The sequence below is a fragment of the Marinobacter sp. G11 genome (genome assembly GCF_021282325.1).
Taxonomy (GTDB): domain Bacteria; phylum Pseudomonadota; class Gammaproteobacteria; order Pseudomonadales; family Oleiphilaceae; genus Marinobacter; species Marinobacter vinifirmus.
In genome coordinates, this window is the sequence record NZ_JAJSPB010000001.1 from 74,347 (window position 1) to 99,876 (window position 25,530).

Sequence of the window (25,530 nt, forward strand, 5' to 3'; positions counted from 1 at the left end):
GGTTTGGGTCAGCCTCAGGCCGGCAGGGCTTTCAGGGAATAGATATCGTAGCGGCTGCTCTTGCCTTCGATGCGGGTAGCCGGTTCCGGACCTTCTACGGCCGGGGCCTTGCGGGGGCGTTTGACCACCACCCGGTAACGGGCAGCCTTGAGTGCCGCTTGCAGCAATTGAGCTGAATCATCGTCGTCGCCCACCACCTGCCGGAACACCTGCATTTCTTTTTTCACCAGGGCCGACTTGTCCCGATGCGGGAACATCGGGTCCAGGTACACCACATCCACCGATTCCGGGTCAGCCTTCACCAGCCAGTCAATGGAGCTGCCGGCTTCCAGGGTCATCCTGGCCACCACTGGCGCGCAATCCGGGTTCAGTGCAGCCCGGGCCAGCCCATCGGCCAGCAAGGCATGGATCACCGGGTTTCGCTCCAGCAAGGTGACGCGGCAGCCAAGGCCAGCCAGTACAAAGGCGTCCTGCCCCAACCCGGCCGTGGCATCCAGAACGTGTAAACCTGCGCGGGTCTTCTGCAAGCCCACTGCCCTGGCGACCAGCTGGCCCGTACCGCCACCGTGTTCCCGGCGATAACCCATCTTACCGGTAACAAACTCGGCCCGTACCGGGCCAGGCGCACCTTTACCGGTGATCTGCAGGGCCAGGCCCTGGTCGTCGGAATACAGAAGAATGGAGTAATCACGAACCTGTTGCGGCTTGACGACGCCCAACCAGGGCAGTGCCAGCTCCTCAGCCAGCGCTCGGGCCTGGTGCTGGTCGCCCAGCGGGCTGCAGGCCACCGCAAGGGTGCCTGGCACGGAAGGCTCAGTCACGGCCTGGCAGCTTTTTCCAGGCGACTTCATCGCGGATATAAACCGGCTGGGCCTGCTCCGCCGGCACTGCTTCACCCTGGCGATAGCCCTGTTCCGCCAGCCGGACAACTTCGCCGGCCCGGGGTACCAGGGTGTCATCAACCACAGCGACGGTTTCCGCTACATCCGCAGGCATATCACCGGCGAAGGCCCAGCCGGAACCAACACCGATCCAGCGATCTGCACTGACATCCGGCAGGCTGACTGCCGATGGCGGGCATACCCGCTCGTCTGCCAGCAACACCGGCAAGCCGTCACGGCACTGGAAAGTGCCCAAGTAGACTTCACCCATGCGGGCGTCGAAAGCTACGGCTACGCAGGCCCCTTCGGGCAAGTGATGCTTGTCGATGGCTTGCAGCGCAACAGCAGCCAGGGAAGATACCGGCACCACAGGGATATCCAGCCCCCAGGCCAGGCCCTGAACCACGCCGGTGGCAATGCGTAAGCCGGTGAAAGAGCCCGGCCCCCGGGCAAACGCCAGGGCATCCAGGCCGGAAGGAGTGAGGCCCTGCTCCGCGAGCAACTCGCGCACCATGGGCATCAGAAGACGGGTGTGGCCCCGGGGGGCCACTTCAAAGCGCCCGGTAATATGGCCATCCAGCCAGAGCGCGGCGGAGCAGCCTTCGGAAGACGTATCCAGTGCCAGTAACTTCACAGAATCAGTGCCTCCGGGGCCGCTCCGGCCTTGATATTACTTGAGTTGGGACAGGATCTGGTCGCGGATGCTGTCCAGGCTGCCAACACCTTCTACGCGCACGTACTTGGGTGCTTCAGACGGCGCCTTACCGGCCCAGTCCTGATAGAAACCGATCAGCGGAGCGGTCTGGTCGTGGTAGATACCCAGGCGCTTGCGTACAGTTTCTTCCTTGTCGTCTTCACGCTGAACCAGCGGCTCGCCGGTTTCGTCGTCTTTGCCTTCTACCTTGGGCGGATCGTATTTCACGTGATAGATGCGACCACTGCCTTCGTGCACACGACGGCCAGACAGGCGGCTGACAATTTCTTCGTCTGCTACGGCAATCTCGACCACGTAATCAATGGCAATGCCCTGTTCCTTGAGCGCTTCGGCCTGGGGAATAGTGCGCGGGAAACCGTCCAGCAGGAAGCCGTTCTTGCAGTCCGGCTGCTGGATGCGCTCTTCGATCAGCGCGATGATGATGTCGTCAGATACCAGGCCGCCGGAAGCCATGACTTCCTTTACCTGCTTGCCCAGCTCGGACTCGGCTTTGACCGCGGCCCGCAGCATGTCACCGGTGGAGATCTGGGGGATCTCGAAACGCTCGGTAATAAACTGGGCCTGGGTACCCTTACCCGCGCCTGGCGCGCCTAACATAATGATTCGCATAACGTTGTGCTCCCGTTGTCTTATATTATCGTTTGAAAAACTGCGGCAAAGACCCCTGCCTTTGCGGCAACCTCTCAACAGGATTCCAGTGGGTTAACGGCACACCTGCCCAGAATCGAGGCCGCATTATACGAAGTCAGACCCCGCATAGAAAGTCGACCTCCGTATCATTGAATGAGTAACTGACTGAACTCAAGGTTCGAGGGGGGTTATCAGGGCGTCCAGGTCCGCCGACAGACTGCTGATTTCCTGCTGCACTTCTTCCAGTGCCACCGACCCCAGGCCAAGGGCATCGGTCAGTGCCGGTATATCATCCGGGCTGAGCTCGTCGCCGATCCCGCGCTTTTTCAGCAGGCCATTGGCCAGTAAAACCATTCGCACGTAGTCTTCATCAGCGCCCTGATAGTCCGGGCTCTGGTGCAGGCCTGCGGCCTTGATGACCGGCTCCGGCAACTGCCATAAGCGGTACAGCAATCCGCCCAGGGTCGCATGCCCCATCGGTACGGTATCGCCGCCCTCGCCGGAGCCAAACACTTCACGCTCCAGCGAACGCATGTCGCTTTCCGGATTGATTTCCCGCAGCGCCTGCAATTCACGGAATTCGGACGGATACAGCCAGGCAATCAGCAGCAAACCGAAGTTGTGGAGCAGGCCGCACAGGTAGGCCATATCCTGGTCAAGCTCCAGCCGCTCCGCCAGTGCACGGCACATAAACGCGCAGTACAGGGAGTGGCGCCACAGGCTGTTGATGCCCAGCGCTCCGTCCCGGGCAACCCTGAACGAACGCACACCGACTGCACCGCGGGCCACATGGGCCAGACGGTCCGCCCCCAGCAATTCTATCGCCTCTGCCAGGGATCCGTTCTGGCGGGTCTGCCCGAACAATCCGGAACGGGCGTACCTCAGTACCTGGGCTGCCAGGCCCGGGTCGATCCCGACCAGGTTCGCCAGTTCATCACCGTGCTGCTCCGGGTCTTGTGCCAGTTCCGCCATCCGGCCGGCCAGTGCTGGCATGGGCGGCAACCGGGTAAGGCCTTTCAGGCGGTCTGCCACCTTGTTCAGGGTCGGGGTGACATCGGCTTCATCATCCCCGCCGTTACACGCTTCATTACCGGTGAAATCCATTCTCCGGGCGTTGTCCAGGGCACGCTGGAATTCCTCGCCAGCCATCTGTATCAGAACCTGCTCACTGCCCGAGGTAAAACACACTTGCCGGGCACTGTAGATGTCTTCATCCACCAGCACATCCAGGTCCCAGGCCGCGCCCACCGGCGGAATAAAGCCGGGATGGCAATCGTCAAAGAAGCTGGCGGCCTGCAAAGGCTCCAGCTGCTGCAAGGGCCGGCCCATGACTTTGCGCAGCTGCGCAAGCGATGGCGGATTTCCGGCACGGTGCACCACCATCAACAGGCCGCTTACATCGATCAGTACCGTGGCCACGGCAAAGTCAGCCGCCTGCCCGGACGCCTTGATCGCCTCATCCAGGCTGGTAACCGGCGCAATATCCACCGGTGTCCAGGCCAGCCCACGGCGGGCGAGGTATTGTTCCAGTCGCTCGGATACGTTCAAACGCATTGTCTCCCCGGCATCAGCCCGTGTTACGCATGCCGGCAGCAATACCGGCCATGGTAACTTTCAGGGCCCGCTCGACCATCTCCGGCACCTCGCCTTTGTCTTCGCTTTCCCGGTCACGGCGCAGCAGTTCCGCCTGCAGGTAGTGCAGCGGATCTGTGTAGGGGTTGCGAACTTTCATGGAGTGGGCGAACACCGGTTCGCCTTCCAGCAGATCCTGCTGCTCCTTGAGCTCCAGCAAGCGCGCAATGCATCCGGTCAGCCGATCCCGAAGGCTGGCGCCCAATGCCTTGAGCTTGTCGTCTTCCACCAGGGTCTGTTCGTAATAGCTGGCAATGCGCAGGTCGGCCTTGGCCAGTACCATCTCGAGCATATCCACGTAGGTGCGGAAGAACGGCCAGCCACGCATCATTTCCCGAAGTTCCGGCAGGCGATCCGCCTGTGCTGCCTCTTCAAGGGCCACATCGCTGCCCAGCCAGCTCGGCAGCATCAGGCGCATCTGGGTCCAGGCAAAGATCCATGGAATTGCCCGCAGGCTTTCCACGCCACCCGTGGGCTTGCGCCGGGCCGGGCGACTGCCCAGGGCCAGTTTGCCCAGGGCGGTTTCCGGCGTTACCTGGCGGAAATAAGGCACAAAATCCGGATTCTCCCGAACCACATCCCGATAGGCCTTCAGGGACCTTTCAGTCAGCCAGTCCATGGTTTCGCGCCAGCTGTCTTCCGGCTCCGGTGGCGGCGCCAGGGTGGCCTCGATAACCGCCGTGGTGTACAGGGTCAGGCTCTGCACCGCCAGCCGAGGCAGGCCGAACTTGAAGCGGATCATCTCGCCCTGCTCGGTAATCCGGAAACTGCCGTTTACTGACCCCGGGGGCTGGGACAGGATCGCCCGGTTGGCAGGGCCACCGCCCCGGCCTACCGTACCGCCGCGGCCGTGGAACAGGGTCAGGTGTACGCCATACTGGCTGGCCACCCGGGTCAACTTTTCCTGGGCCTGGTACTGGGCCCAGGCGGCCATCAGCTGGCCTGCGTCCTTGGACGAATCCGAGTAGCCGATCATCACTTCCTGCCGGCCCTGACAGTATTCGCGGTACCAGCCCACCTCGTACAGGGCGGCCATGCTGTCCGGCGCGCCCTGCAGATCGCTCAGGGTTTCGAACAGCGGCACAACCCGCATCGGGAACTTCATGCCGGCTTCCCGCAGCAGCAGGATCACACTCAGCACATCCGACGGCGTGCTGGCCATGGAAATCACATAAGAGCCCAGCGCTTCCGGGGTTTGTTGTGCCACGACTTCACAGGTGGCCAGCACTTCCCTTACCGGCTCGGAGGGTTCCCAGTTTCTGGGCACCAGCGGCCGGCGGCCCTGCAGTTCCCGTACCAGAAAGGCCTGGCGCTCCTGTTCTGGCCACGATAAATAGTCACCCAGGCCGGCGTAATCCACCATCTCGGCCACCGCCTCGGCGTGACGTGTGGCTTCCTGGCGGATATCCAGCCGGATCAGCGGCAGCCCGAAGGTGTGGGCCCTGCGAATGGTGTCCAGCAGCGGCCCGTTGGCGATGTGTTCAAGGCCGCATTGCACCAGCGAGCGGTAACACAGCTCCAGCGGTGCGGTCAGGTCTTCGTTTTCAAACAGGATATCGGTGCTGTCGGCCGGTTCGCCTTTGACGCTGGCCTCGGCCCAGTCCCGGGTGCGGATCAGCCGGTCCCGTAACTGTGCCAGCACCTGGCGGTACGGCTCCCGGGAGTCACCGGTGACTGCCTGCAATTCATCACTGGCCTGCCACATCGAAAGTTCCGCCCGCAGGGCCTGGATATCACGCAGGTACAGGTCGGCCGCCATCCAGCGGCCAAGCAGAAATACCTGCCGGGTCACATCGTGGGTGACGTTGGGGTTGCCATCCCGGTCGCCGCCCATCCAGGAGGCAATCTGTACCGGTGTCGCCTGCAACGGCAGCCCCTTGCCGGTGGCATCTTCCAGGGAAGTATCCAGGCTACGCAGAAACTTCGGCAGCGCCTGCCACAGGCTGTTTTCGATCACCGCAAACCCCCACTTGGCCTCGTCTACCGCGGTGGGCCGCTCGTGGCGGATTTCGTCGGTATGCCAGGCTTCGGCGATCAGCTGCGACAGGCGGTCGGTGACTTCACCCCGCTCCGCCGGCATCAGGTCGTCATGGTCCAGCCGGGCCAGGCAGTCTGACATTTCATCGTATTTCAGGATGAGGGTACGGCGGGCCACTTCGGTGGGGTGTGCGGTAAGCACAAATTCAATACGCAGGTCGGCCACACGGCGATGCAGTTCTTCCGGGTCAACGCCGCCGGATTTCAGCCGGTCGAAAACTTCGCTCAGGGATTCCACCATCAGGTCAGACGGGTGCCCCTGCTTGCGCCGAATACCGTGATACTGTTCGGCCAGGTTGGCCAGGTTGAGAAACTGGTTGAAAGCCCGGGTAACCGGCAGCAATTCGTTATCGCTGAGCTGGCGCAGCAGGGTTTCAAGCCGCTGGCCGGAACCGCTCTCCTGGCGGCGATCGGCTTTCGCCGCCGCCCGGATTTCCTCGATCAGGTCGAAGCACTCCTGCCCCGGATGCTGCAGAATGCTCTGGCCGAGCAATTCACCCAGTAAACGTACGTTCTCTCGCAGATCGGGATGCAGTTCTGTCACAGCGGGTTCCTTCTGTAGGGCGTAATCAGGAGAGAGTTACGATACTAAGGATTACCCGGGAAAGTCTATCAGGCCTTGGGGTTACCCTTTTTCCACGCCCTTGACCCGCTGCCAGATGGCATCCAGCGCCTCCAGGCTTTCTTCGTCCATGTCACGCCCTTCGGCGGCCAGGATCTCCTCAATGGCCCGGAAGCGCATTTCGAATTTGCGATTGGTGCGCTTGAGTGCCTGCTCCGGATTCACTTTCATGAACCGGGCCAGGTTCACGCATACAAACAGCAAATCCCCCAGTTCGTCTTCCACCGCATCCCGCTCGCCGGTGCCGTCTTCGGCGGCCTGCCAGGCTTCCTTCAGCTCATCGATTTCTTCGTGCAGCTTGTCGAACACCGGGCCGATATCCGGCCAGTCAAAGCCGTGGCGGGCCGCGCGGCGCTGCAACTTCTCGGCCCGGGCCATGGCTGGCAGTGTGCGGGCTATACCGTCCAGGCGGCTGACCGCTGTATCGGCATCCGGCGCAGGTTTCTGCGCCCGCTCTTCCGCCTTGATGCGCTCCCAGCTTTCCTTGATCCAGGCTTCCGTGGGCCGGTTGTCCGGGTCTATCCGGCTTTCCAGGGTACCTTCCGGAAACACATGGGGATGCCGGCGGATCAGTTTGCGCACCAGGTTGTCGACAATACCATCGAAATCAAAGTGACCTTCTTCCTGCCCCATCCGGGCGTAGAAGATCACCTGGAACAACAGATCCCCCAGCTCGTCTTTCACATGGGGGTAATCGCCCTGCTCGATGGCATCGGCCACCTCGTAGGCTTCCTCGATGGTATGGGGCACGATGCTGGCGAAGGTCTGCTTCGTATCCCACGGGCAACCGGTGTCCGGCTCCCGTAGGCGCGCCATCAGTGTTTTCAGGTCGTCGATGGAATAGCTCATCCGCGCTTTCGCCTTACGTCGATGATGTTCGGCAGGTTGCGGATCTGCGCCAGCAACCGCGCCAACTGTTCCAGGCTGGAGATTTCCACCGTCACCAGCATGGTCGCGGTGTTCTCGTCTTTATTGGTCTGGGTATGCAGCGACATGACATCACTCTTGGACGCCGACAGCACCTGGGTGATATCCCGCAGCAATCCTGACCGGTCGTAGGCCTCGATCTCGATATCCACCGGATACACCGCTGCCGGCTGGCCACCCCAGTTTACTTCGATGATCCGGTTGGGCTCGAATTCCTTCAGGTTCAGGAAAGTCATGCAGTCCTGACGGTGCACGGTAACGCCCCGGCCCACCGTAATGTAGCCACCAATCGGGTCGCCCGGCAGCGGCTTGCAGCACTTGGCCACCTGGGTTTTCAGCTTGCCCACACCCAGAATCTGGATGTCCGACTCGGTGTCGTAGGCTTTCTTCCGATTGCCGGTGAGTTTGAGATCCAGCTGCTCGGTTCTCGGCTCCAGCATCTGCTGGGCCACGTTGGCTACATGGGTGGGGCGCAAATCACCGGCGCCAACCGCTGCAAACATGTCTTCCGTGGAGTGGTAGTTAACCTTCTTCGCCAGTTCTGTCAGGTCAACATCGTAGATGGACAGCCTCTTGAATTCGTCTTCCAGGATGGCGCGACCATCGACCACGTTGCGGTCCCGGTCCTGCTGCTTGAACCAATGGGTCACCTTGGCCCGGGCCCGGGAGGTCTGGATGTAGCCCAGGCTCGGGTTCAGCCAGTCCCGGCTGGGCGCCGGATTGTTGGAAGTCAGGATGAACACTTGGTCGCCGGTTTTCAGCGGGTAGGTCAGCGGCACAATGCGGCTGTTCACCCGGGCACCCCGGCAGGCATGGCCAATTTCGGTGTGCACCCGGTATGCGAAGTCCACCGGCGTGGCCCCCTGAGGCAGGTCCACCACGTGGCCTTCCGGGGTAAACACATAGACCCGGTCTGAGGCCACATCGGATTTCAGGTGGTCCGCCAGCCCTGAGATATCCCCCAGCTCTTCCTGCCACTCCAGCACCTGGCGCAGCCAGTTGATCTTGGCATCGTAGCCGGAGGACTTGTTGTTCTTGTCGGTACCCTTGTACAGCCAGTGGGCACAAACACCCAGTTCGGCATCTTCATGCATGGCATGGGTACGGATCTGTACTTCCATCACCTTGCCCTCGGGGCCGATCACCGCCGTATGCAGGGACTGGTAACCGTTTTCCTTGGGGTTGGCGATGTAGTCATCAAACTCGTTGGGGATGTGCCGCCACAGGGTATGCACGATACCCAGTGCGGCGTAGCAATCCCGCACTTCCGGCACCAGAATCCGCACCGCCCGGACATCGTATACCTGGGAGAAATCAATGCCCTTGCGGCGCATTTTGCGCCAGATGCTGTAGATGTGCTTGGCCCGGCCACTGAGGTCGCCCTTGATGCCGGAAGCCTTCAGCTCGGTCTGCAGGGTATCGATCACCCGGCGGATATAGCCTTCACGGTCGAGCCGCTTTTCATCCAGCAGCTTGGCGATTTTCTTGTAGGCGGAAGCATGCAGGTAGCGGAAAGACAGGTCTTCCAGTTCCCACTTGATATGGCCGATACCCAGCCGGTGGGCCAGCGGCGCGTAGATGTCGAACACCTCCCGGGCCACCCGCATACGTTTTTCTTCCGGAGCGTCTTTCACCGCCCGGATGGCGCAGGTTCGCTCCGCCAGCTTGATCAGGGCCACCCGCACGTCGTCGATCATGGTGACCAGCATCTTGCGCACGTTGTCCAGCTGGCCTTCACTCTGGCCCAGCACGTTGCCCTTGAGCGGATGGTGAACCGACGAGATCGCCGCCATCTGCTGGACACCGTTGATCAGCCCGGCGACTTCGTCGCCGAATTCCTTTCGGATTTCTTCCAGGGCGACCCGCTCTTCCCGAACGGCCCGATAGAGTACGGCAGCCACCAGGCTGGCCTGGTCCAGGTGCAGTTCCGCCAGCACCTGGGCCATTTCCAGCCCGGTGCGGAAGCTGCTGGAGCCGGGCGTCCACAGGCGGTCCTCGCGGAACGCCTGCAGTGCAATCAGGGCCGCTTTCTCGCAGGCCAGTCGCAGCTGGTCCGGCTTATCCAGATGCGTCAGCTCGGCAATGTGCTGAACCCAACGGTCAATATCCACTTCACCGTCGCCGGTTACCCCGTACTCTTCCCTAACTTTAACCATAGCAATAACTTACCTGATAAATTTCCGGCGTTGCCCGGGCCCGTCCGGAGCAGGGGCAAGGCCGGCTCCCCGAACCGGTCAGCGCGGGTCGCGCTCGAACAGGGCGATGGACTCAACATGGGTGGTGTGCGGGAACATATCCATCACACCGGCGCGCAGCAGCCGATAGCCGTTACGCACCAGGACACCGGCATCCCGGGCCAGGGTGGCCGGGTTGCAGGACACATAGACAATCCGGTTGGCGCCAAAGGCGGTCAGGTACTTGCAGATATCCTCGGCACCGGAGCGGGGCGGGTCGATCAGGATCTTGTCGAAACCTTCCTTCGCCCAGCCCTGGCCGGTGAAGTCGCCGTGCAGGTCAGCCCCGAAAAACTCCACATTATCCAGGCCGTTCAACCGTGCATTTTCCCGGCCACGAACCACCATGGCATCGTCGCCTTCCACCCCCACAACCTGGCCACCCTTACGGGCCAGCGGCAGCGTAAAATTACCCAGGCCACAGAACAGGTCCAGCACCCGCTCGCCAGGCTGGATATCCAGCCACTCAACCGCCCGGTGCACCATGTCCCGGTTGATACCGGCATTCACCTGGGTGAAGTCCATGGGGTGGAACTGCATGGTCAGGTCGAATTCATCCATACGGTAGGCCAGGCGTTCGTCGTTCCGGCCCGCCGATTCCGGCCAGATCCGGTGCACGGTGTCCGGGCCCTTCGGCTGCAGGTAGATATGCAAGTCATGGGCCTGGCCAAAGGCAATCAGCTTTTCCCGGTCTTCCGGCACCAGGTCGTCCATGTTACGGAACACCATGGCGGCAACGTCGTCACCACAGGCCACTTCCACCTGGGCGATGCGGTCAAACGCAACCATGCCGTGCAGTAGCTCCCGCAGCGGTGTGATGCGTTTGCCGATACGCGGGTCCAGCACCACACACTCGCTAATGTCAGTCAGGAAACTGTTGCGCTTTTCCCGGAATCCCACCAGCACCGATTCCCGGGCCTTTACGTAACGTACCCCGAGCCGGGCCTTGCGGCGGTATCCCAGGGTATCCGGTGAACGCATGGGCTCGATCCACTGCTCCGGCTCTATGCCCCCGAAATGGGCAAAGTGCTCCCGCAGGGTGTCTTCCTTGAACCGGATCTGGGCATCGGCGCTCATATGCTGCAGGCTGCAGCCGCCGCAAAGGTCGGCAAATTTGCACGGGGGCTGCTGGCGGTCAGGGGCAGCTTCCAGCACTTCCAGGGTGCGCAGCTCGTCGAACTTGCTGCGGGTGCTGACCATCTTTGCCATCACCGTTTCCCCGGGCAGGGCGCCGTCCACAAACTGGACTTTGCCTTCGGTTCGGGCGATGCCACGGCCATCATGGCCGAGGGATTCAATTTCACAACGCACGGGTTCTTGCGGCAGAACCTTGCGGCGGCGCTTACTCATATTGGCTGGTCTCTTGAAGATTAACGATTCAGGCGCCCGGGAATACACCGGTAGACAGGTAACGGTCTCCGCGGTCACAGATAATGGCCACGATCACCGAGTTTTCAACCTGGCCAGACAGCTTGAGCGCAGCCGCAATGGCCCCGCCCGAAGACACACCACAGAAGATACCTTCTTCACGGGCCAGGGCCCGCATGGTGTCTTCTGCTTCCTGCTGGCCGATGTCCAGCACCTGGTCTACCCGGGCGGCATCGTAGATTTTTGGCAGATAGGCTTCCGGCCAGCGCCGGATACCGGGAATGGAGGCGCCGTCTTCCGGCTGCAGCCCGATAATACGGACATCCGGGTTGCGCTCTTTCAGGTAACGGGACACGCCCATGATGGTGCCGGTGGTGCCCATGGAGCTGACAAAGTGAGTCACCTTGCCCTGGGTCTGTTCCCAGATTTCCGGACCGGTGCTGCGATAGTGGGCCAGGGGGTTATCAGGGTTGCTGAACTGGTCCAGCACCTTGCCCTTGCCTTCGGCTTCCATACGGATCGCCAGATCCCTGGCGCCTTCCATGCCCTGTTCGCGGGTAACATTCACCACTTCCGCACCATAGGCTCGCATGGAGGCCCGGCGCTCTTCGCTCAGGTTATCGGGCATGATCAGCACCATCCGGTAGCCCTTGATAGCGGCGGCCATGGCCAGGGCGATACCGGTGTTGCCAGAGGTGGCTTCAATCAGGGTATCACCCGGCTGGATTTCACCCCGGCGCTCGGCTTCCTGGATCATGCTGATGGCGGGCCGGTCTTTTACCGAACCGGCCGGGTTATTACCCTCCAGCTTGGCCAGGATGACATTGGAGGTATTGCCCGGTATCCGCTGCAAACGAACCAGTGGCGTGTGGCCGACATAATCTTCAATGGTGGGGAAAATCATACGCAAACCCTGTGATACACTTTCGGCTTTGAATCATACGCGGGATGGCGGCCACAGTCATTCCGATCCGGATCATCTATGCTGACAGGGAAGTACCCGGTATTGGCTGCCAACACAGCACCGGGCTCGTAAGACTGACGGGAACACAGTATGCGGCGTTGGGGCATTCGAAAAAAAGTTCTGGTGGTGACCCTCGTTCCCACCCTTCTGACCACCCTGTTGCTGGGCCTGTTCTTTACCTACAGCTGGGTGAAGAACATCGAAAACCTGCTGAACGACCGGGGCGAATCCCTGTCCCGCCAACTGTCGGCCGGTGCCGAGTATGGCCTGTTTACCGCCAACCGCAGCCTTCTGAGCAGCCTGTCCACGGCACTGCTGGAAGAGCAGGATGTCCGCTCCATCACCTTCTTCGACCGGGACGGCCAACGCCTGCTGCACAGCGGCCCCGGCAGCACGGAAACCATCCCGGCCTCGGCCCTGGGCTCGGAAAGACCGGTCAAGCTGAGCTCAGACAGCAGCACCCGCTTCGTCACCCCGGTGTACCTGCAAGACCTGATGATCGAAACCATGCTCGACCCGGACGCCCGGGAATCCGCCACCGAGCTGGCCGAGCCGCTCGGTTGGGTGGCCGTAGAGATGTCCCATATCCGCACCGAAAAAGAAACCTACCAGGCGCTGCTGATCTCCCTGATGCTGGTGGTTGGCGGCGTGCTGCTGAGCCTGCTGGTTTCCCTGCGCCTGAGCCGGGCCTTTACCGACCCTGTGTTCCAGCTGAATGAAGCGGTGGCCAAGCTCAAGGAAGGCAAGCTGGATACCCGGGTATACACCCGGGCCGGGCCGGAGTTTGAACAGCTGGAATCCGGCCTGAACGAGATGGCGTCGGAGCTGAGCCAGGCCCAGGCAGAAATGCAGCAGAACATCGACCAGGCCACCGGGGATCTTCGGGAAACCCTGGAGACCATCGAAATCCAGAACATCGAACTGGACTTTGCCCGCAAAGAGGCCCTGGAAGCCAGCCGGATCAAATCGGAATTCCTGGCCAACATGTCCCACGAAATCCGCACGCCGCTGAACGGCATTATCGGCTTCACCGAATTACTGCTGAAAAGCCCCCTGCCACGCCAACAGCGGGACCACCTGAACACCATCCGCAAGTCGTCGGAAATCCTGCTGACCATCATCAACGACATCCTGGACTTCTCGAAAATCGAAGCCGGCAAACTGATCCTGGACCGCGTGCCCTTCCAGCTGCGGGATATCGTGGAAGAAGTGATGGTGATGCTGGCACCGGCGGCCCACGCCAAGAACCTGGACCTGGTTCCGCTGGTCTATAACGACGTACCGGACAACATCATGGGTGACCCGCTCCGGGTCAAGCAGGTGATCACCAACCTGGTTAACAACGCCATCAAGTTCACCCAGACCGGCGAAGTCGTACTGCGCGCCAGCCTGGAAGACGAGGACAAGGAGGCCAACCGGGTCACCCTGCGCCTGAGCGTAACCGACTCCGGGGTGGGGCTGTCCCGGGCCCAGCAGCAATCCCTGTTCAACGCCTTCAGCCAGGCTGATGCTTCCACCGCCCGGCAGTATGGCGGTACCGGGCTTGGGCTGGCGATTTCCAAGCGCCTGGTCGAAGAAATGGGCGGCGAAATCGGCCTGGAGAGCGAACTGGGCCGGGGCTCGACTTTCTGGTTCACGCTGACACCGGAACTGTCCGTCACCGGCGAGGGCTCCTTCTCCAGGGAGGCTCTGAAAGGCGAGCGGATTATCTATCTGGAGCACCAGAAAACCACCGGGCTTGCGGTGGAACACCTGCTGCGGGAATGGGGCGTGGCGGTTGACCGGGTGGCCTCGCCCGGCGCCCTGATGGAACAGGTAGAAGAAGCCCAGCGCCGCCAGGAAGGCTATGCCGTTGTCCTGCTCGGCATTACCCGGCACCTGCTAAACTCCAGCCAGTATTGCAGCCTGGTGCGCAGCCTGGAGGTGGAGCGGGACTGCCGCACCCTGCTGCTGACACCCACCCTGGAGACCCACGACCTGCCGCTGTCCGGGCTGGCCAGCGGTCACCTGACCAAGCCGGTGTGCCGTGATCCCCTGTATGACGAATTACTGCTGCTGATTCACGGAATCCATACCGGCAGGGGCACCCTGCCCCAGCCCGTGCCCGGCACAAGAACCTCCGGCGCCGGCCGGGTGCCGCGCATCCTGGCGGTGGATGATAACGAGGCTAACCTGAAGCTGGTAATGACCCTGCTGAAAGATTGCCGCCTGGATGCCGAGAGCGCCTCCAGCGGCTTCGAAGCCCTGACCAAGGCCCGGCAGAAGCCCTTTGACCTGGTGTTCATGGACCTGCAAATGCCTGGCATGGACGGGGTGGAAACCACCGCCCGTATCCGGGCCCTGGATTCCGGCTCCCATCAAACGCCGATCATTGCCCTGACCGCCCATACCCTGGCCGACGAACAGGAAAAACTGGCCAAGCAGGGCTTTGACGGCTACATGCCCAAGCCCATCAGCAGCGCCCAGCTGATTGAACTGGTAAGAGAATTCACGGGCTACGAGTGCTCCGGCAGCCAGCCCCGGTTCAAGATTTCCGAGGTGCGGGATACCCGGCGCGGTCTGCGGCCGTCTAACCGCCGGACGCACCAGGATTGCGTAAGTATTGACGAGAGTATTCAGCTGGCCGCCGGCAAGGCTGACCTGGCGGAGGAGCTGTTCAGCATGCTGCTGGAACAGTTGCATACCGACAGCAAGGCCATCCCCGAGCTATGGGAAAAGCAGCAACTGGATGTTCTGCTGGAGTGTGTGCACAAGCTCCACGGCGCCACCCGCTATTGTGGCGTTCCGGAGTTGCGCACGGCCACCAACCGGTTTGAAACCGCCCTGAAGTGCCAGGCCCAGGACCTGGAAATCCAGAAAGACCAGCTGCTGACCGCGATGGCCCGACTGCAGGACTGGAGCGAGCAGACCGACTGGCAGCAACTGTTCCGGGAACAGCACCAGCCGGCCACCAGCCCGCAAGCCTAGCGGCGTACGCTATCCAGAATCGCCCGCATATCACGCACGGCCTCTTTCAGGCCGGTAAACACGGCGCGGGCAATAATGGCATGGCCGATATTCAGTTCATTGATGCCCTGAATGGCCGCCACCCGCTCGGTGTTATGGTAATGCAGGCCATGGCCGGCGTTGACGATCAGTCCCTTCTTGCGGGCATAGGCCACGGCATCCGCCAGAATCCGGAAAGAGGCATCGGCCTGCTCCGGGGTTTCTGCCTCGGCATATTCGCCGGTGTGCAGTTCCACCACCGGCGCACCACAGCGCACCGCAGCGTCAATTTGGACCGGGTCCGGATCAATAAACAGTGACACTTCTGCGCCGATTTTCGCCAGCCGTTCACAGGCCCGGGCTACCCGGTCTTCCTGGCCATCCACATCCAGCCCGCCTTCGGTGGTCAGCTCTTCCCGCTTTTCCGGTACCAGGCACACACACTCCGGCCGTACCTGTTCGGCAAAGGCCAGCATGGCGTCGGTCACCGCCATTTCCAGGTTCATCTTGGTCTGCAGCACTTCTTTGAGCAGCAATACGTCCCGGTCCTGGATATGCCGGCGGTCTTCCCGGGGGTGAATGGTGATGCCGTCCGCGCCGGCTTCCTCCGCCACCAGTGCGGCCTGCACCGGGTCCGGATAACGGGTACCCCGGGCCTGGCGAAGGGTGGCCACGTGGTCGATATTCACTCCGAGCAACACTCTGGGGTTCATTACGTTCTCCCTGAAGACGAAACCGTCTGGCTGAAAAGATTGCGGCTGTGCAGGGGCTTTCCCTGCAGAAGGTAGTCTACCAGTACACGCATCACCCGCTTGGCGGTTTTGCGGCTGGCTTCACTGGTGTAGTCACCGGCAGCGAGGGCTATCAGCACATCCCCGGGCAACTGATTCAGGCGGGCATCACGGCTGGCCGCCGACACAATTCCCTGGGCCGGGTCGTATCCGTATACCTGGCCGGCGCTGACCGGCAAGCCGGTATCGGTGGCCTGGTCCCAGGCAAAGTCATAGCCCAGCGCGGAACAGAACTCCCGCTCGAAGCGACGCAGCAAGGGCTCCAGCTCACCCCGGCCGGCCAGGCCGGCCAGGCCGGTCAAGGCTTGCAGGGTATCGATATAGCTGGCGAACAGGGTGGGATAAGGATCGGCAACCGGCAAGACCCGTTGCAGCAACTCGTTGATGTAAAGGCCACTGTAGAGCGACAGGGTCTGCCTGAGCAACGGTGCAGAGCGCACTTCCAGCTGCACCAGGGTTTTCAGGTCACTGCGGCCGGTCCAGTCGACCAGCAAGGGCTGAAACGGCTGCAGCTGGGCCTTGAGGGGGCTTTTTGCACTGTTGGCACCCCGGGCAACCAGGCTCATGCGGCCATGGTTGAGGGTAAACAGGTCTACCAGCAGGGCGGTTTCCCGCCAGGGCCGGCGGTGGATCACATACGCCGGCTCCTGCTGCACAGCTCCCTTCGAGGCCACCATGGCGGCCTCAGAAGTCGCTCATGCCCAGACTTTTCAGGGCCCGGTCGCTGTCTGCCCAGCCCCGCTTGACCTTGACCCACAGCCGCAACATCACCTTACAGCCGAACATCTTCTCCATATCCATACGGGCATCCTGGCCAATCTGGCGCAGGCGCTCGCCCTTATCACCGATGATGATTTTCCTCTGGCCTTCACGCTCGACCAGGATCAGGGCTGAAATATGCAGGGTTTTGCCCTGATGCTTGAACTCTTCAATTTCGACCGCTACGGAATACGGCAATTCCGCGCCCAGTTGCCGGGTGATTTTCTCACGCACCATTTCCGAAGCCATGAAACGCTCGCTGCGATCCGTAATCTGGTCATCCGGGTAGAAATGCACACTCTCCGGCAGATACCGGCCCACCGCTTCTTCCAGTGGTTTCAGGTTGGTCTCTTTCAGGGCCGACAGCGGAATAATCTCGGCGAATTCCCGCTTCTTCGACAGCGTTTCCAGGTGTGGCAGCAGCAAATCCCGTTTCTCGATCTTGTCGACCTTGTTAACCGCAAGGATGACCGGACACTTCAGGCGCTTCAGTTTTTCCAGCACCATCTCGTCGGCGCTGGTCCAGGCCAGCTGGTCAACCACAAACACCACAACGTCCACATCGATCAGGGCCGATGTCGCAGCCTTGTTCATGTAGCGGTTCAGGGCCCGGGGCTCTTCTTCGTGCATGCCCGGGGTGTCTACATAGATGGCCTGCACCGGACCCACGGTCTTGATGCCCAGCACCTGGTGGCGCGTGGTCTGGGGTTTGCGGGAGGTAATACTCAGCTTCTGGCCCAGGATGTGGTTCAGCAGCGTGGACTTGCCCACGTTCGGGCGCCCCACAATGGCCACAAAGCCACAGCGGCTGTCCGGATTCTCCGGGCGGGTAATATCATTCATCAGTCGTTCTCCACGCCCAGTTGTTTCAGGGCACTGCGGGCGGCCTGCTGTTCAGCAATACGGCGACTGCTGCCGGTGCCGGAGGTTTTCCGATCCAGTGACGGCAAGGCGCAGGACACATGGAAGGTCTGGTTGTGGGCTTCGCCGTCCACGGAAATCACTTCATACCGGGGTAACGGGAACTGCCGGGACTGCAGGTATTCCTGCAACCGGGTTTTCGGATCTTTTTGGGTATCCTGGATATCCAGTTTCGCCAGCCGCTCCTTGAACCAGCGCAGCACCTGCTCGCGGCAGGTGTGAAAATCACTGTCCAGGTAAATGGCCCCGATGATGGATTCCACGGCATCCGCCAGGATGGATTCCCGGCGATAACCACCGCTTTTGAGTTCACCGGAACCCAGGCGAAGATACTGGCCCAGCTGGAACTCCCGGCCGATTTCCGCCAGGGTCACGCCTTTGACCATGCGTGCCCGGAGGCGACTCAGCTGGCCTTCCCGGGCTTTTTCGAAGTGGAGGAACAGATGTTCGGCGATCACCATATTCACGATGGAATCGCCCAGAAACTCCAGCCGCTCATTGTTCTGGTTGCCGTAGCTTCGGTGGGTCAGCGCCAGCAGCAACCTTTCAGGTTCCCTGAACTGGTAGCCGATCCGGCGCTGTAACTGATCAAGATCTGGTTGTGAACTCACTTGCCCTCTAACTCATACTCGTGCTGGAAATGAACAATGCTGTCCACATTCCCGATGATATTGTTGCGAACCTCATAGTCCACCTTGATCACCACAAACTCACCGTTCTTTTCCACAGTGATGTTCTTGGCATCGAAGCCCCGGACGTTATTGACGCTCAAGCGTTTGTTGATCAGTGTGCGTACCTGTGCCGGCCCCATCTGCCCGAGGCCTTCGGTACCTTCCAGGCTTTCCAGTGCTTCCTGGATGGTAATGTCATCAATGTAGGCCGGCCCGATCTTGATCGCCAGGGTGAGCAGCGCACCGAAGAACAGCGCGATGATCATCATGGCCAGTGCGCCACCTTGTTGCTTTTTCAGGCCTGCAGGAGTTTTGTTATTCATTCTTTTCTGTCTCCGGAACAATGGATTACTCAATAGAGCCTACTCGATCAAAAGATGGCAGACTTGTCAGCGATTGCCAGTGCATCCAGATTGCAAACGCCTTGCCCACCACCAGGTCGTCCGGCACGGTACCCCAGAATCGGCTGTCGTTACTGTTGTCGCGATTGTCGCCCATAACAAAGTAATGCCCTTCCGGCACCACCCATTCGCCCTCACCGGTACCGCTGACGCGGCCCATGGTCAGGTACACGTCATGCTCTACCGGCCCCAGCTGCTCGCGCCAGCGCTCCATCGGCGGCAGACGCGCCACAAAGTCCCGGGCCACCGGCTCGTTATTGATGAACAGCTGCTTGTTACGGTAGCGGATATGGTCACCCGGAAGGCCGATCACCCGCTTGATGTAGTTGGTGGAACCGTCTTCCGGGTAACGGAAGACCATCACATCGCCCCGCTCCGGATCGCCGATTTCAACAACCTTGGTACCGGCAACCGGCAGGCGCAGGCCGTAGGCATACTTGTTGACCAGGATGAAGTCGCCCACTTCCAGCGTGGGCAACATGGAACCCGAGGGAATCTGGAACGGCTCAACCAGGAATGACCGCAGCACCAGCACCACGGCCAGCACCGGAAAGAACGACCGGCTGATATCTACCAGCCAGGGTTCGGCCGGTGCTTCCTCGGCGGGGGCATCCTCTGCTCCCGCCGCGGCCAGGCGCCGCTTCTTCAAAACCAGTTTGTCGGCAAGCCAGATCACACCGGTTACCAATGTCAGAACTACCAGTACCAGTGGAAAATCAATGTCCATCCGGGCGCCTTAGTTTTAGTTATCGACTTTCAACACGGCAAGAAACGCTTCCTGAGGCACCTCGACATTGCCCAGCTGCTTCATACGTTTTTTACCTTCCTTCTGCTTCTGAAGCAGTTTCTTCTTACGGCTGACGTCACCACCGTAACACTTGGCCGTTACGTTCTTGCGCAGGGCCTTAACGGTTACCCGGGACACCACCTGGGTGCCAATCGCAGCCTGGATGGCGATATCGAACATCTGCCGCGGAATCAGCTCTTTCATCTTTTCGATAAGCTGCCGGCCCTTGCGATGGGCCAGGTCTTTGTGAACGATCAGGGCCAGGGCGTCTACCCGCTCGCCGTTGATCAGCACATCCAGTCGCACCAGGTTGGCCGTCTGGAAACGCACAAAGTGGTAATCCAGTGAGGCAAAGCCCCGGCTGGCCGACTTAATGCGATCGAAGAAATCCATCACCACTTCCGCCATGGGCAACTCATAGCTGACCTGCACCTGGGTGGACATAAAGTGCATATTCTTCTGAACGCCGCGCTTTTCCTCGCACAGGGCAATCACGTTACCCAGGTGTTCCTGGGGCACCAGGATATTGGCTTCTACGATCGGCTCGCGCATTTCCTCGATGGAGCCAATATCCGGCAGCCGGGAAGGGTTGTCCACCGACAGGGTCTCACCCTGCTTGGTGACCACTTCGTAGATAACCGTGGGCGCGGTGGTAATGAGGTCAATGTCATACTCCCGCTCCAGTCGCTCCTGGATAATCTCCATGTGCAACATGCCCAGGAAGCCACAGCGGAAGCCGAAGCCCAGGGCATCGGAGTTTTCCGGCTCGAAAAACAGCGAAGCATCGTTCAGGGTCAGCTTTTCCAGGGCATCCCGGAAATCGTCGTAATCATCGGCGCTGACCGGGAACAAACCGGCATACACCTGCGGCTTCACTTTCTGGAAGCCCGGCAGCATCGGGGTTTCTTCAGCAAACTTCTGGTGCACGATGGTGTCGCCCACCGGTGCCCCGTGAATGTCCTTGATACCCGCCACCACGAAGCCCACATCGCCGGCTTCCAGGACATTGGTATCGGTAGGCTTCGGGTTGAAAATACCGACCTTGTCCGCGTTCCACGCTTTCTTGGTGGACTTGATGACAATCTTGTCGCCCTTGCGCAGCACCCCTTCGGTGACCCGCACCAGCGACACAACCCCCAGGTAGTTATCAAACCAGGAGTCGATGATCAGCGCCTGCAGCGGTGCGCTTCGATCTCCTTTGGGGGGCGGAATCTTCTTGATCAGGTCTTCCAGCACATCCTCGACACCCAGACCGCTCTTAGCGCTGCAGCGCACGGCGTCAGTGGCGTCGATTCCGATAATGTCCTCGATTTCTGCGGCTACCCGGTCGGGCTCGGCCTGCGGCAGGTCCATCTTGTTCAGGACAGGAACAACTTCCAGCCCCTGCTCGATGGCGGTGTAACAGTTGGCCACAGACTGGGCCTCGACCCCCTGCCCGGCATCCACCACCAGCAGCGCGCCTTCGCACGCATACAATGAGCGGGATACCTCGTAGGAAAAATCCACGTGGCCAGGGGTGTCGATAAAATTCAGCTTGTAGGTTTCACCATCTTTGGCGGTGTAGTTGAGCGTTACGCTCTGGGCCTTGATGGTGATGCCCCGTTCCCGTTCGAGGTCCATGGAGTCCAGGACCTGTTCGGCCATTTCACGGTCCGTCAGGCCACCGCAAATCTGGATAAAGCGGTCCGCCAGCGTGGATTTACCGTGGTCGATGTGGGCAATAATGGAAAAGTTACGGATTCGGCTCAGTTCAGTCACAGACAATGATTACTCATATAAGACGTAGGATTGAGCCCGGAGGGGCCGCTACCGGGATCCGGGAACGGCGTGATTTTACCGGTTACCGGCCGTCATTGCCATGATCAGGAAATCAGCGGCTTCTCGTACTGGCGAATCAGGAACCCGATCAGGGCATCTTCGTCCAGCGGATAGCTGAACAGGTTACCCTGCCCCTGGGCACAACCGGCGGATTTCAGGAAGTTAAGCTGCTGCATGGTTTCCACCCCTTCCGCCACAACGGTCAGGTGCAGCTGGTGCGCCAGGGCGATAACGGCCGAGGCTACGTCGGTAGCGCTGACATTGTAGGGAATGTCCCGGATAAACCGGTGATCAATCTTGATCACGTTCAGCGGTAACTGCTGCAGGGCAGCCAGAGAGCAGGAACCGGTGCCGAAGTCGTCCAGGATCAGGCACACACCAAGATCACTCAACGACAACAGCAACTCCCGCACCAGTCTCGGGTCTTCATTGAGCAGCTCGGCGGGCATTTCCAGCTCCAGCCGGTCCGGTGATACCCCGGTTTCAGTAATCACCCGGCGCATCAGATCCGGGAAACCGGAATCTGTGAGCTGCCGTACCGAGAGGTTCACCGCCATTTTCAGGGATTCAAAGCCCGCCCGCTCCAGCGCCTGTACCTGGATGCAGGCCTGGCGCAGGGCGAGCTCACCGAGGCGGATGATCAGGCCGGTTTCCTCTGCCAGGCTGATAAACTGCTGCGCCGATACCAATCCCTTTTCCGGATGATGCCAGCGCAGGAAGGCCTCTACCCCGATTACCCGCTGGCTGGCCAGGTCCAGTTTCGGCTGGTAATGCAGTACAAACCGGTCGCCTTCCAGGGCGGTTGCCAGCTCTTCCTGCTGCAACAGCCGCCTGGCCGCCTTGATATTCATCGCCGGGGTAAAGAACTGATAGGTGTTGCGGCCGACCTCCTTGGCCCGGTACATGGCGAGGTCTGCGTATTTCATCAGGGTGCCGGCATCTTCGCTGTCGTCGGGAATCATGGTGATCCCGATACTGACAGTTACCCCTACCTCGTGCTCGTTCAGGCGGATACGCTGGCAAAGCCGGCGCAGAATCGACTCGGCGACCCGCCCTGCAGCGTCGGAATCGCTGATACGCGAAAGCAGTACCACAAATTCGTCACCACCGAGCCGCGCCACCGAATCTTCTTCCCGGACACAGCCCTGCAGCCATTGAGCCACCTGGCACAGCAGTTCATCACCGGCGTCATGGCCGAGGGTATCGTTGATTCGCTTGAACCCGTCCAGGTCCAGGAACATCAGCGCGGCCGGTTCACCACTGCGCCGGCACCGGCGCACCACGTGGTCCAGCCGGTCCCGGAACAGCTGCCGGTTTGCCAGCCCGGTCAGCGGATCGTAGAAGGCCAGGCGATGCAATTCCGACTGGGCCGCCTTCAGCTGGGTAAGGTCCCGCAGGCTGAGCACAACGCCATTCACCCCGGGAACCGTCAGCATGGCGGTGTAGGTACCTTCCATATCGCGCCAGCGGCTTTGGGCATCCCGTATCCTGGCCCGCACCACCGGCATCTGCTTGCCCGGCTCTGCCATCGCATCCTTGAAGCCGCGCTTCAGGGCCGACCAGTCGTCCGCATGCACCAGCTGGTCAAACTCCAGTTCATCAACGGCGTCCGGATCAAAGCCCAGAATATCCTTGCTGGAGGGGCTGGCGTACAGGGCATGGCCCTCTTCATCCAGGACCAGCGTTACGTTGGCGGCCCCCTCGGTAATGGCCCGGTAACGGCCGGCGCTGGCCTGGGCAATCATCCGCGAACGGATCAGGGCGAGGGCAAACAGCCAGAGCAACAGGCTGATGGCCAAGCCGGAGCCCAGCACAATCGGCGGGCGCGCGTCAGAGGCCAGGTAATCAAAGGCTGGAGTGGAGCGGGTTTGGAGCAACCAGTCCCGGCCACCGAGCGACACGGTCTGGCTCATTTCAAAACTGAAATCGTTTTCCAGGGAACCGAGGTTGGAGCCGTACATCAGGGTGTCGCGGGACACTACGCCGTTATCGTAGATGCGAACGTCCAGGAACGGGGAGATCAGCCCGACAATGCCGTCAAACAGACTGTTCATACGAAAGGCACTGAACACATAGCCCGCCAGCATCATGCGTCGCTCGGCCCGGATTTCCGGCACCTCACCGCCCTGAAAAACCGGGTAATACATGAGAAAGCCGGCCTGGTCTTCATCAACCGATTCCTGCACCAGCACCACCTTGCCGGTAACCATAGGCACTGCGGCATCCCGAGCCCGCTCCATGGCACTCCGGTGCACCGGGTCGCTGAACGCATCGTACCCCAGTGCCCGCCGGTTCCTGTCGGTACCCGGCTCCAGATACACCATGGGGTAATAGTAGGGCCCCTTGCCCAGCGGCCGGACCAGGTAATCGTATATCCCCTGGGCCCGCACCGAAGAGATGTGATCCGCCATCTGTCGCACGCCAATGCGCTCGACAAACCCGATACCCTCAATGCCCGGGTAGTAGCGGTTGATGTCCACTTTATTGACGTACTCGCTCCACTGCTCTCGGGTAACGCGGCCACTGACAGCGAACAGCCCGGCGCTGCCGGCCAGCACCTGCTCGTAATTGAGCAAACGCTCTTCAATGGCAGTTCTCAGCTGAAGGGACTGGGTACGGAAGCGGGCCTCGGTGCGATCTTCCACCAGGCGGATGGACAATTGCCAGAGCAGAATGGTGGCAATGACTGAAACCAGGAACACGCCCCAGGCAACCCAAGCGTTCCGGAATTTCAGCAACTTACGGAGGGGGAGTTCCTTTTTTGTCATCATTTCCGGCGATCCGTGCCATAGCCATCGTTATTATCGGTCGAAAAAGTATAGCAAAAGCCCCTGAGCGTGTCGTGAACTACGTCAGGGGCTTTGTGAGCTGTCGAACGCGGGCGTTCAGGTCAGGGCTTCATCACCAGATAGATAGCCCGGCCCTGGCGCACGATGCGTACCGAAACGGCCCGGTTATCCGGCAGGCCCGCGACCACCTTGCGGAACTCGTCAACCGAACGCACCTGCTTGCGGTTGATTTCGGTGATGATATCCCGGGGACGAATTCCGGCCTCGTAGGCTGCGCCCTGACCAACTCCGGACACCAGCACCCCACCGTCGACGCCTGCTGCCCGGGCCATTTCATCATTCAGCGACTCGACCGCCAGCCCCAGGGGGTTGGCGCCGCTGTTCTCGTTGCTGCCCACTTCCGGGCTGGCTGCGGTTTCACCGTCCTCCGGCAAGCGACCGATCTCGACATCCAGGTCCATCTCCCGGCCTTCACGCAACACGGTCAACCGGGCCGACTCGCCCACCGCAGTGCGACCCACCATGGGCGGCAGGTCTGAGGAACGCTGGATAGCTTCGCCATTGAACTCGAGGACAATATCGCCGGACTGCAGGCCACCGCTTTCAGCCGGAGAGCCTTCCATCACTTCAGCGATCAGGGCACCACGGGGGCGCTTCAGACCAAAACTCTCGGCCAGGTCCCGGTTTACTTCCTGGATCAACACACCCAGCCAGCCCCGGGCCACACTGCCTTCATCACGGATCTGGCGGAATACGCTCATGGCATCATCAATGGGAATGGCAAACGACACCCCCATGAAGCCACCGGAGCGGGTGTAAATCTGGGAGTTGATGCCGACAACCTCACCATCCAGGTTGAACAGCGGCCCGCCGGAGTTGCCGGGGTTGATGGCCACATCGGTCTGGATAAACGGCACATAGTTTTCCGATGGCAGGGAGCGGCCAAGCGCGCTGACAATGCCCGCAGTTACCGTGTAGTCGAACCCGAACGGCGATCCGATGGCAAACACCCACTCACCGACCTTGAGATCCTGAGAACGACCAACACTGACCACCGGCAGGTCATCACCGTTGTCGATTTTCAGCACCGCCATGTCAGAGCGTGGATCTGTGCCTACGATAACCGCCTTGAACTCCCGGCGATCATTCAGGCGCACGATCACTTCGTCTGCACCCTCCACCACGTGGTTGTTGGTCAACACGTAGCCGTCTTTGGAAACAATGAAGCCGGAGCCCATGGAACGGCTGGGCTGCTGGGAATGGGGAGACCCGCCAAACGGCGACTGGGGGCCACGGAAGAAATCCTGCAGGAACGGGGGCAGCTGCTCGAACTGGCGCTCGTCGAAGGGCATACCCTGGAAGCGGGAGCCGCTGCTTTGCGGATCCGTTGTGGTGCTTATGTTGACCACGGCACTGGAATTTTCCTCCACCAGCTCGGTGAAGTCCGGCAAGCCGCGGGCCGCCAGGTCCTGACTCCAGAATACCGACACCAGTGCTGACAACATCAGCAGTGCGCCCAGCACCGGCCAGGGCTTCAGGGCCGGGGACAACCGGGCAGCTTTTGTGTTTGTTCTCGACATCTACAACCCCCTGTTATG

General features: G+C 60.8%; 19 protein-coding genes. 1 reads left to right on the forward strand and 18 read right to left on the reverse strand.

What is annotated here, in order from left to right:
* Positions 1-14: 14 nt before the first annotated feature.
* The 9 genes from LWH94_RS00350 to cysM all read right to left on the reverse strand — a co-directional run bounded on the left by LWH94_RS00350 (position 15) and on the right by cysM (position 11,950).
* Entirely contained in the window at positions 15-851 is an 837-nt protein-coding gene (locus LWH94_RS00350; protein ID WP_199456332.1) for a class I SAM-dependent methyltransferase, read from the reverse strand.
* Positions 814-1,515, reverse strand: a complete 702-nt coding sequence (gene tsaB / locus LWH94_RS00355) for a tRNA (adenosine(37)-N6)-threonylcarbamoyltransferase complex dimerization subunit type 1 TsaB (RefSeq protein ID WP_232900736.1) — start codon at positions 1,513-1,515, stop codon at positions 814-816. Before tsaB ends, LWH94_RS00350 begins: the two co-directional genes overlap by 38 nt.
* 36 nt (positions 1,516-1,551) lie before the next feature.
* Positions 1,552-2,205 carry an adenylate kinase gene (adk, locus tag LWH94_RS00360; protein WP_022988866.1) on the reverse strand — a complete coding sequence of 218 codons (654 nt, stop codon included), beginning with the start codon at positions 2,203-2,205 and terminating at the stop codon, positions 1,552-1,554.
* 192 nt (positions 2,206-2,397) lie between these two features.
* Positions 2,398-3,780: an HDOD domain-containing protein gene (locus LWH94_RS00365; protein WP_232900737.1), complete on the reverse strand. Its 1,383-nt coding sequence runs from the start codon at positions 3,778-3,780 to the stop codon at positions 2,398-2,400.
* Between the two features lie 13 nt (positions 3,781-3,793).
* The gene (ppc, locus tag LWH94_RS00370; RefSeq protein WP_232900739.1) at positions 3,794-6,439 is read right to left on the reverse strand and encodes a phosphoenolpyruvate carboxylase; all 2,646 of its coding nucleotides are present in this window, start codon (positions 6,437-6,439) and stop codon (positions 3,794-3,796) included.
* 81 nt (positions 6,440-6,520) lie between these two features.
* Positions 6,521-7,366: a nucleoside triphosphate pyrophosphohydrolase gene (gene mazG, locus LWH94_RS00375; RefSeq protein ID WP_232900741.1), complete on the reverse strand. Its 846-nt coding sequence runs from the start codon at positions 7,364-7,366 to the stop codon at positions 6,521-6,523.
* On the reverse strand, positions 7,363-9,600 hold the full coding sequence (gene relA / locus LWH94_RS00380; RefSeq protein ID WP_232900743.1) for a GTP diphosphokinase: 2,238 nt from the start codon (positions 9,598-9,600) through the stop codon (positions 7,363-7,365). Before relA ends, mazG begins: the two co-directional genes overlap by 4 nt.
* 78 nt (positions 9,601-9,678) lie before the next feature.
* A complete protein-coding gene (gene rlmD / locus LWH94_RS00385; protein WP_232900744.1) occupies positions 9,679-11,028 on the reverse strand; it encodes a 23S rRNA (uracil(1939)-C(5))-methyltransferase RlmD in 1,350 nt (449 codons plus the stop codon).
* Positions 11,029-11,056: 28 nt separating this feature from the next.
* Entirely contained in the window at positions 11,057-11,950 is an 894-nt protein-coding gene (gene cysM, locus LWH94_RS00390) for a cysteine synthase CysM (protein ID WP_199456318.1), read from the reverse strand.
* Positions 11,951-12,100: 150 nt separating this feature from the next.
* Here cysM and LWH94_RS00395 point away from each other — a divergent pair, with 150 nt between their 5' ends.
* Positions 12,101-14,977 (forward strand): ATP-binding protein, encoded by a 2,877-nt coding sequence (locus LWH94_RS00395; RefSeq protein WP_232900745.1) that lies wholly within the window; start codon positions 12,101-12,103, stop codon positions 14,975-14,977.
* On the opposite strand, the gene pdxJ is transcribed toward LWH94_RS00395, so the two are convergent.
* From pdxJ to LWH94_RS00440, 9 genes are all read right to left on the reverse strand, one after another.
* Complete coding sequence (gene pdxJ / locus LWH94_RS00400; protein ID WP_022988874.1) at positions 14,974-15,708, reverse strand: pyridoxine 5'-phosphate synthase; 735 nt, start codon at positions 15,706-15,708, stop codon at positions 14,974-14,976. The two genes, LWH94_RS00395 and pdxJ, sit on opposite strands and share 4 nt — an antisense overlap.
* Positions 15,708-16,463: a DNA repair protein RecO gene (recO, locus tag LWH94_RS00405; RefSeq protein WP_232900747.1), complete on the reverse strand. Its 756-nt coding sequence runs from the start codon at positions 16,461-16,463 to the stop codon at positions 15,708-15,710. Before recO ends, pdxJ begins: the two co-directional genes overlap by 1 nt.
* Positions 16,464-16,470: 7 nt before the next feature.
* A complete protein-coding gene (gene era / locus LWH94_RS00410) occupies positions 16,471-17,388 on the reverse strand; it encodes a GTPase Era (protein ID WP_022988876.1) in 918 nt (305 codons plus the stop codon).
* Positions 17,388-18,077, reverse strand: coding sequence for a ribonuclease III (gene rnc / locus LWH94_RS00415; RefSeq protein ID WP_036219388.1), 690 nt, complete (start codon positions 18,075-18,077; stop codon positions 17,388-17,390). Before rnc ends, era begins: the two co-directional genes overlap by 1 nt.
* Positions 18,074-18,460, reverse strand: a complete 387-nt coding sequence (locus LWH94_RS00420; protein WP_022988878.1) for a DUF4845 domain-containing protein — start codon at positions 18,458-18,460, stop codon at positions 18,074-18,076. Before LWH94_RS00420 ends, rnc begins: the two co-directional genes overlap by 4 nt.
* A gap of 25 nt (positions 18,461-18,485) precedes the next feature.
* Entirely contained in the window at positions 18,486-19,265 is a 780-nt protein-coding gene (lepB, locus tag LWH94_RS00425) for a signal peptidase I (RefSeq protein WP_232900749.1), read from the reverse strand.
* A 15-nt stretch (positions 19,266-19,280) separates the two neighbouring features.
* Entirely contained in the window at positions 19,281-21,083 is a 1,803-nt protein-coding gene (gene lepA / locus LWH94_RS00430) for a translation elongation factor 4 (protein WP_094624780.1), read from the reverse strand.
* Between the two features lie 104 nt (positions 21,084-21,187).
* On the reverse strand, positions 21,188-23,914 hold the full coding sequence (locus LWH94_RS00435) for a bifunctional diguanylate cyclase/phosphodiesterase (RefSeq protein ID WP_232900751.1): 2,727 nt from the start codon (positions 23,912-23,914) through the stop codon (positions 21,188-21,190).
* Positions 23,915-24,033: 119 nt separating this feature from the next.
* Positions 24,034-25,437: a DegQ family serine endoprotease gene (locus LWH94_RS00440; RefSeq protein ID WP_232900913.1), complete on the reverse strand. Its 1,404-nt coding sequence runs from the start codon at positions 25,435-25,437 to the stop codon at positions 24,034-24,036.
* Positions 25,438-25,530 lie beyond the last annotated feature (93 nt).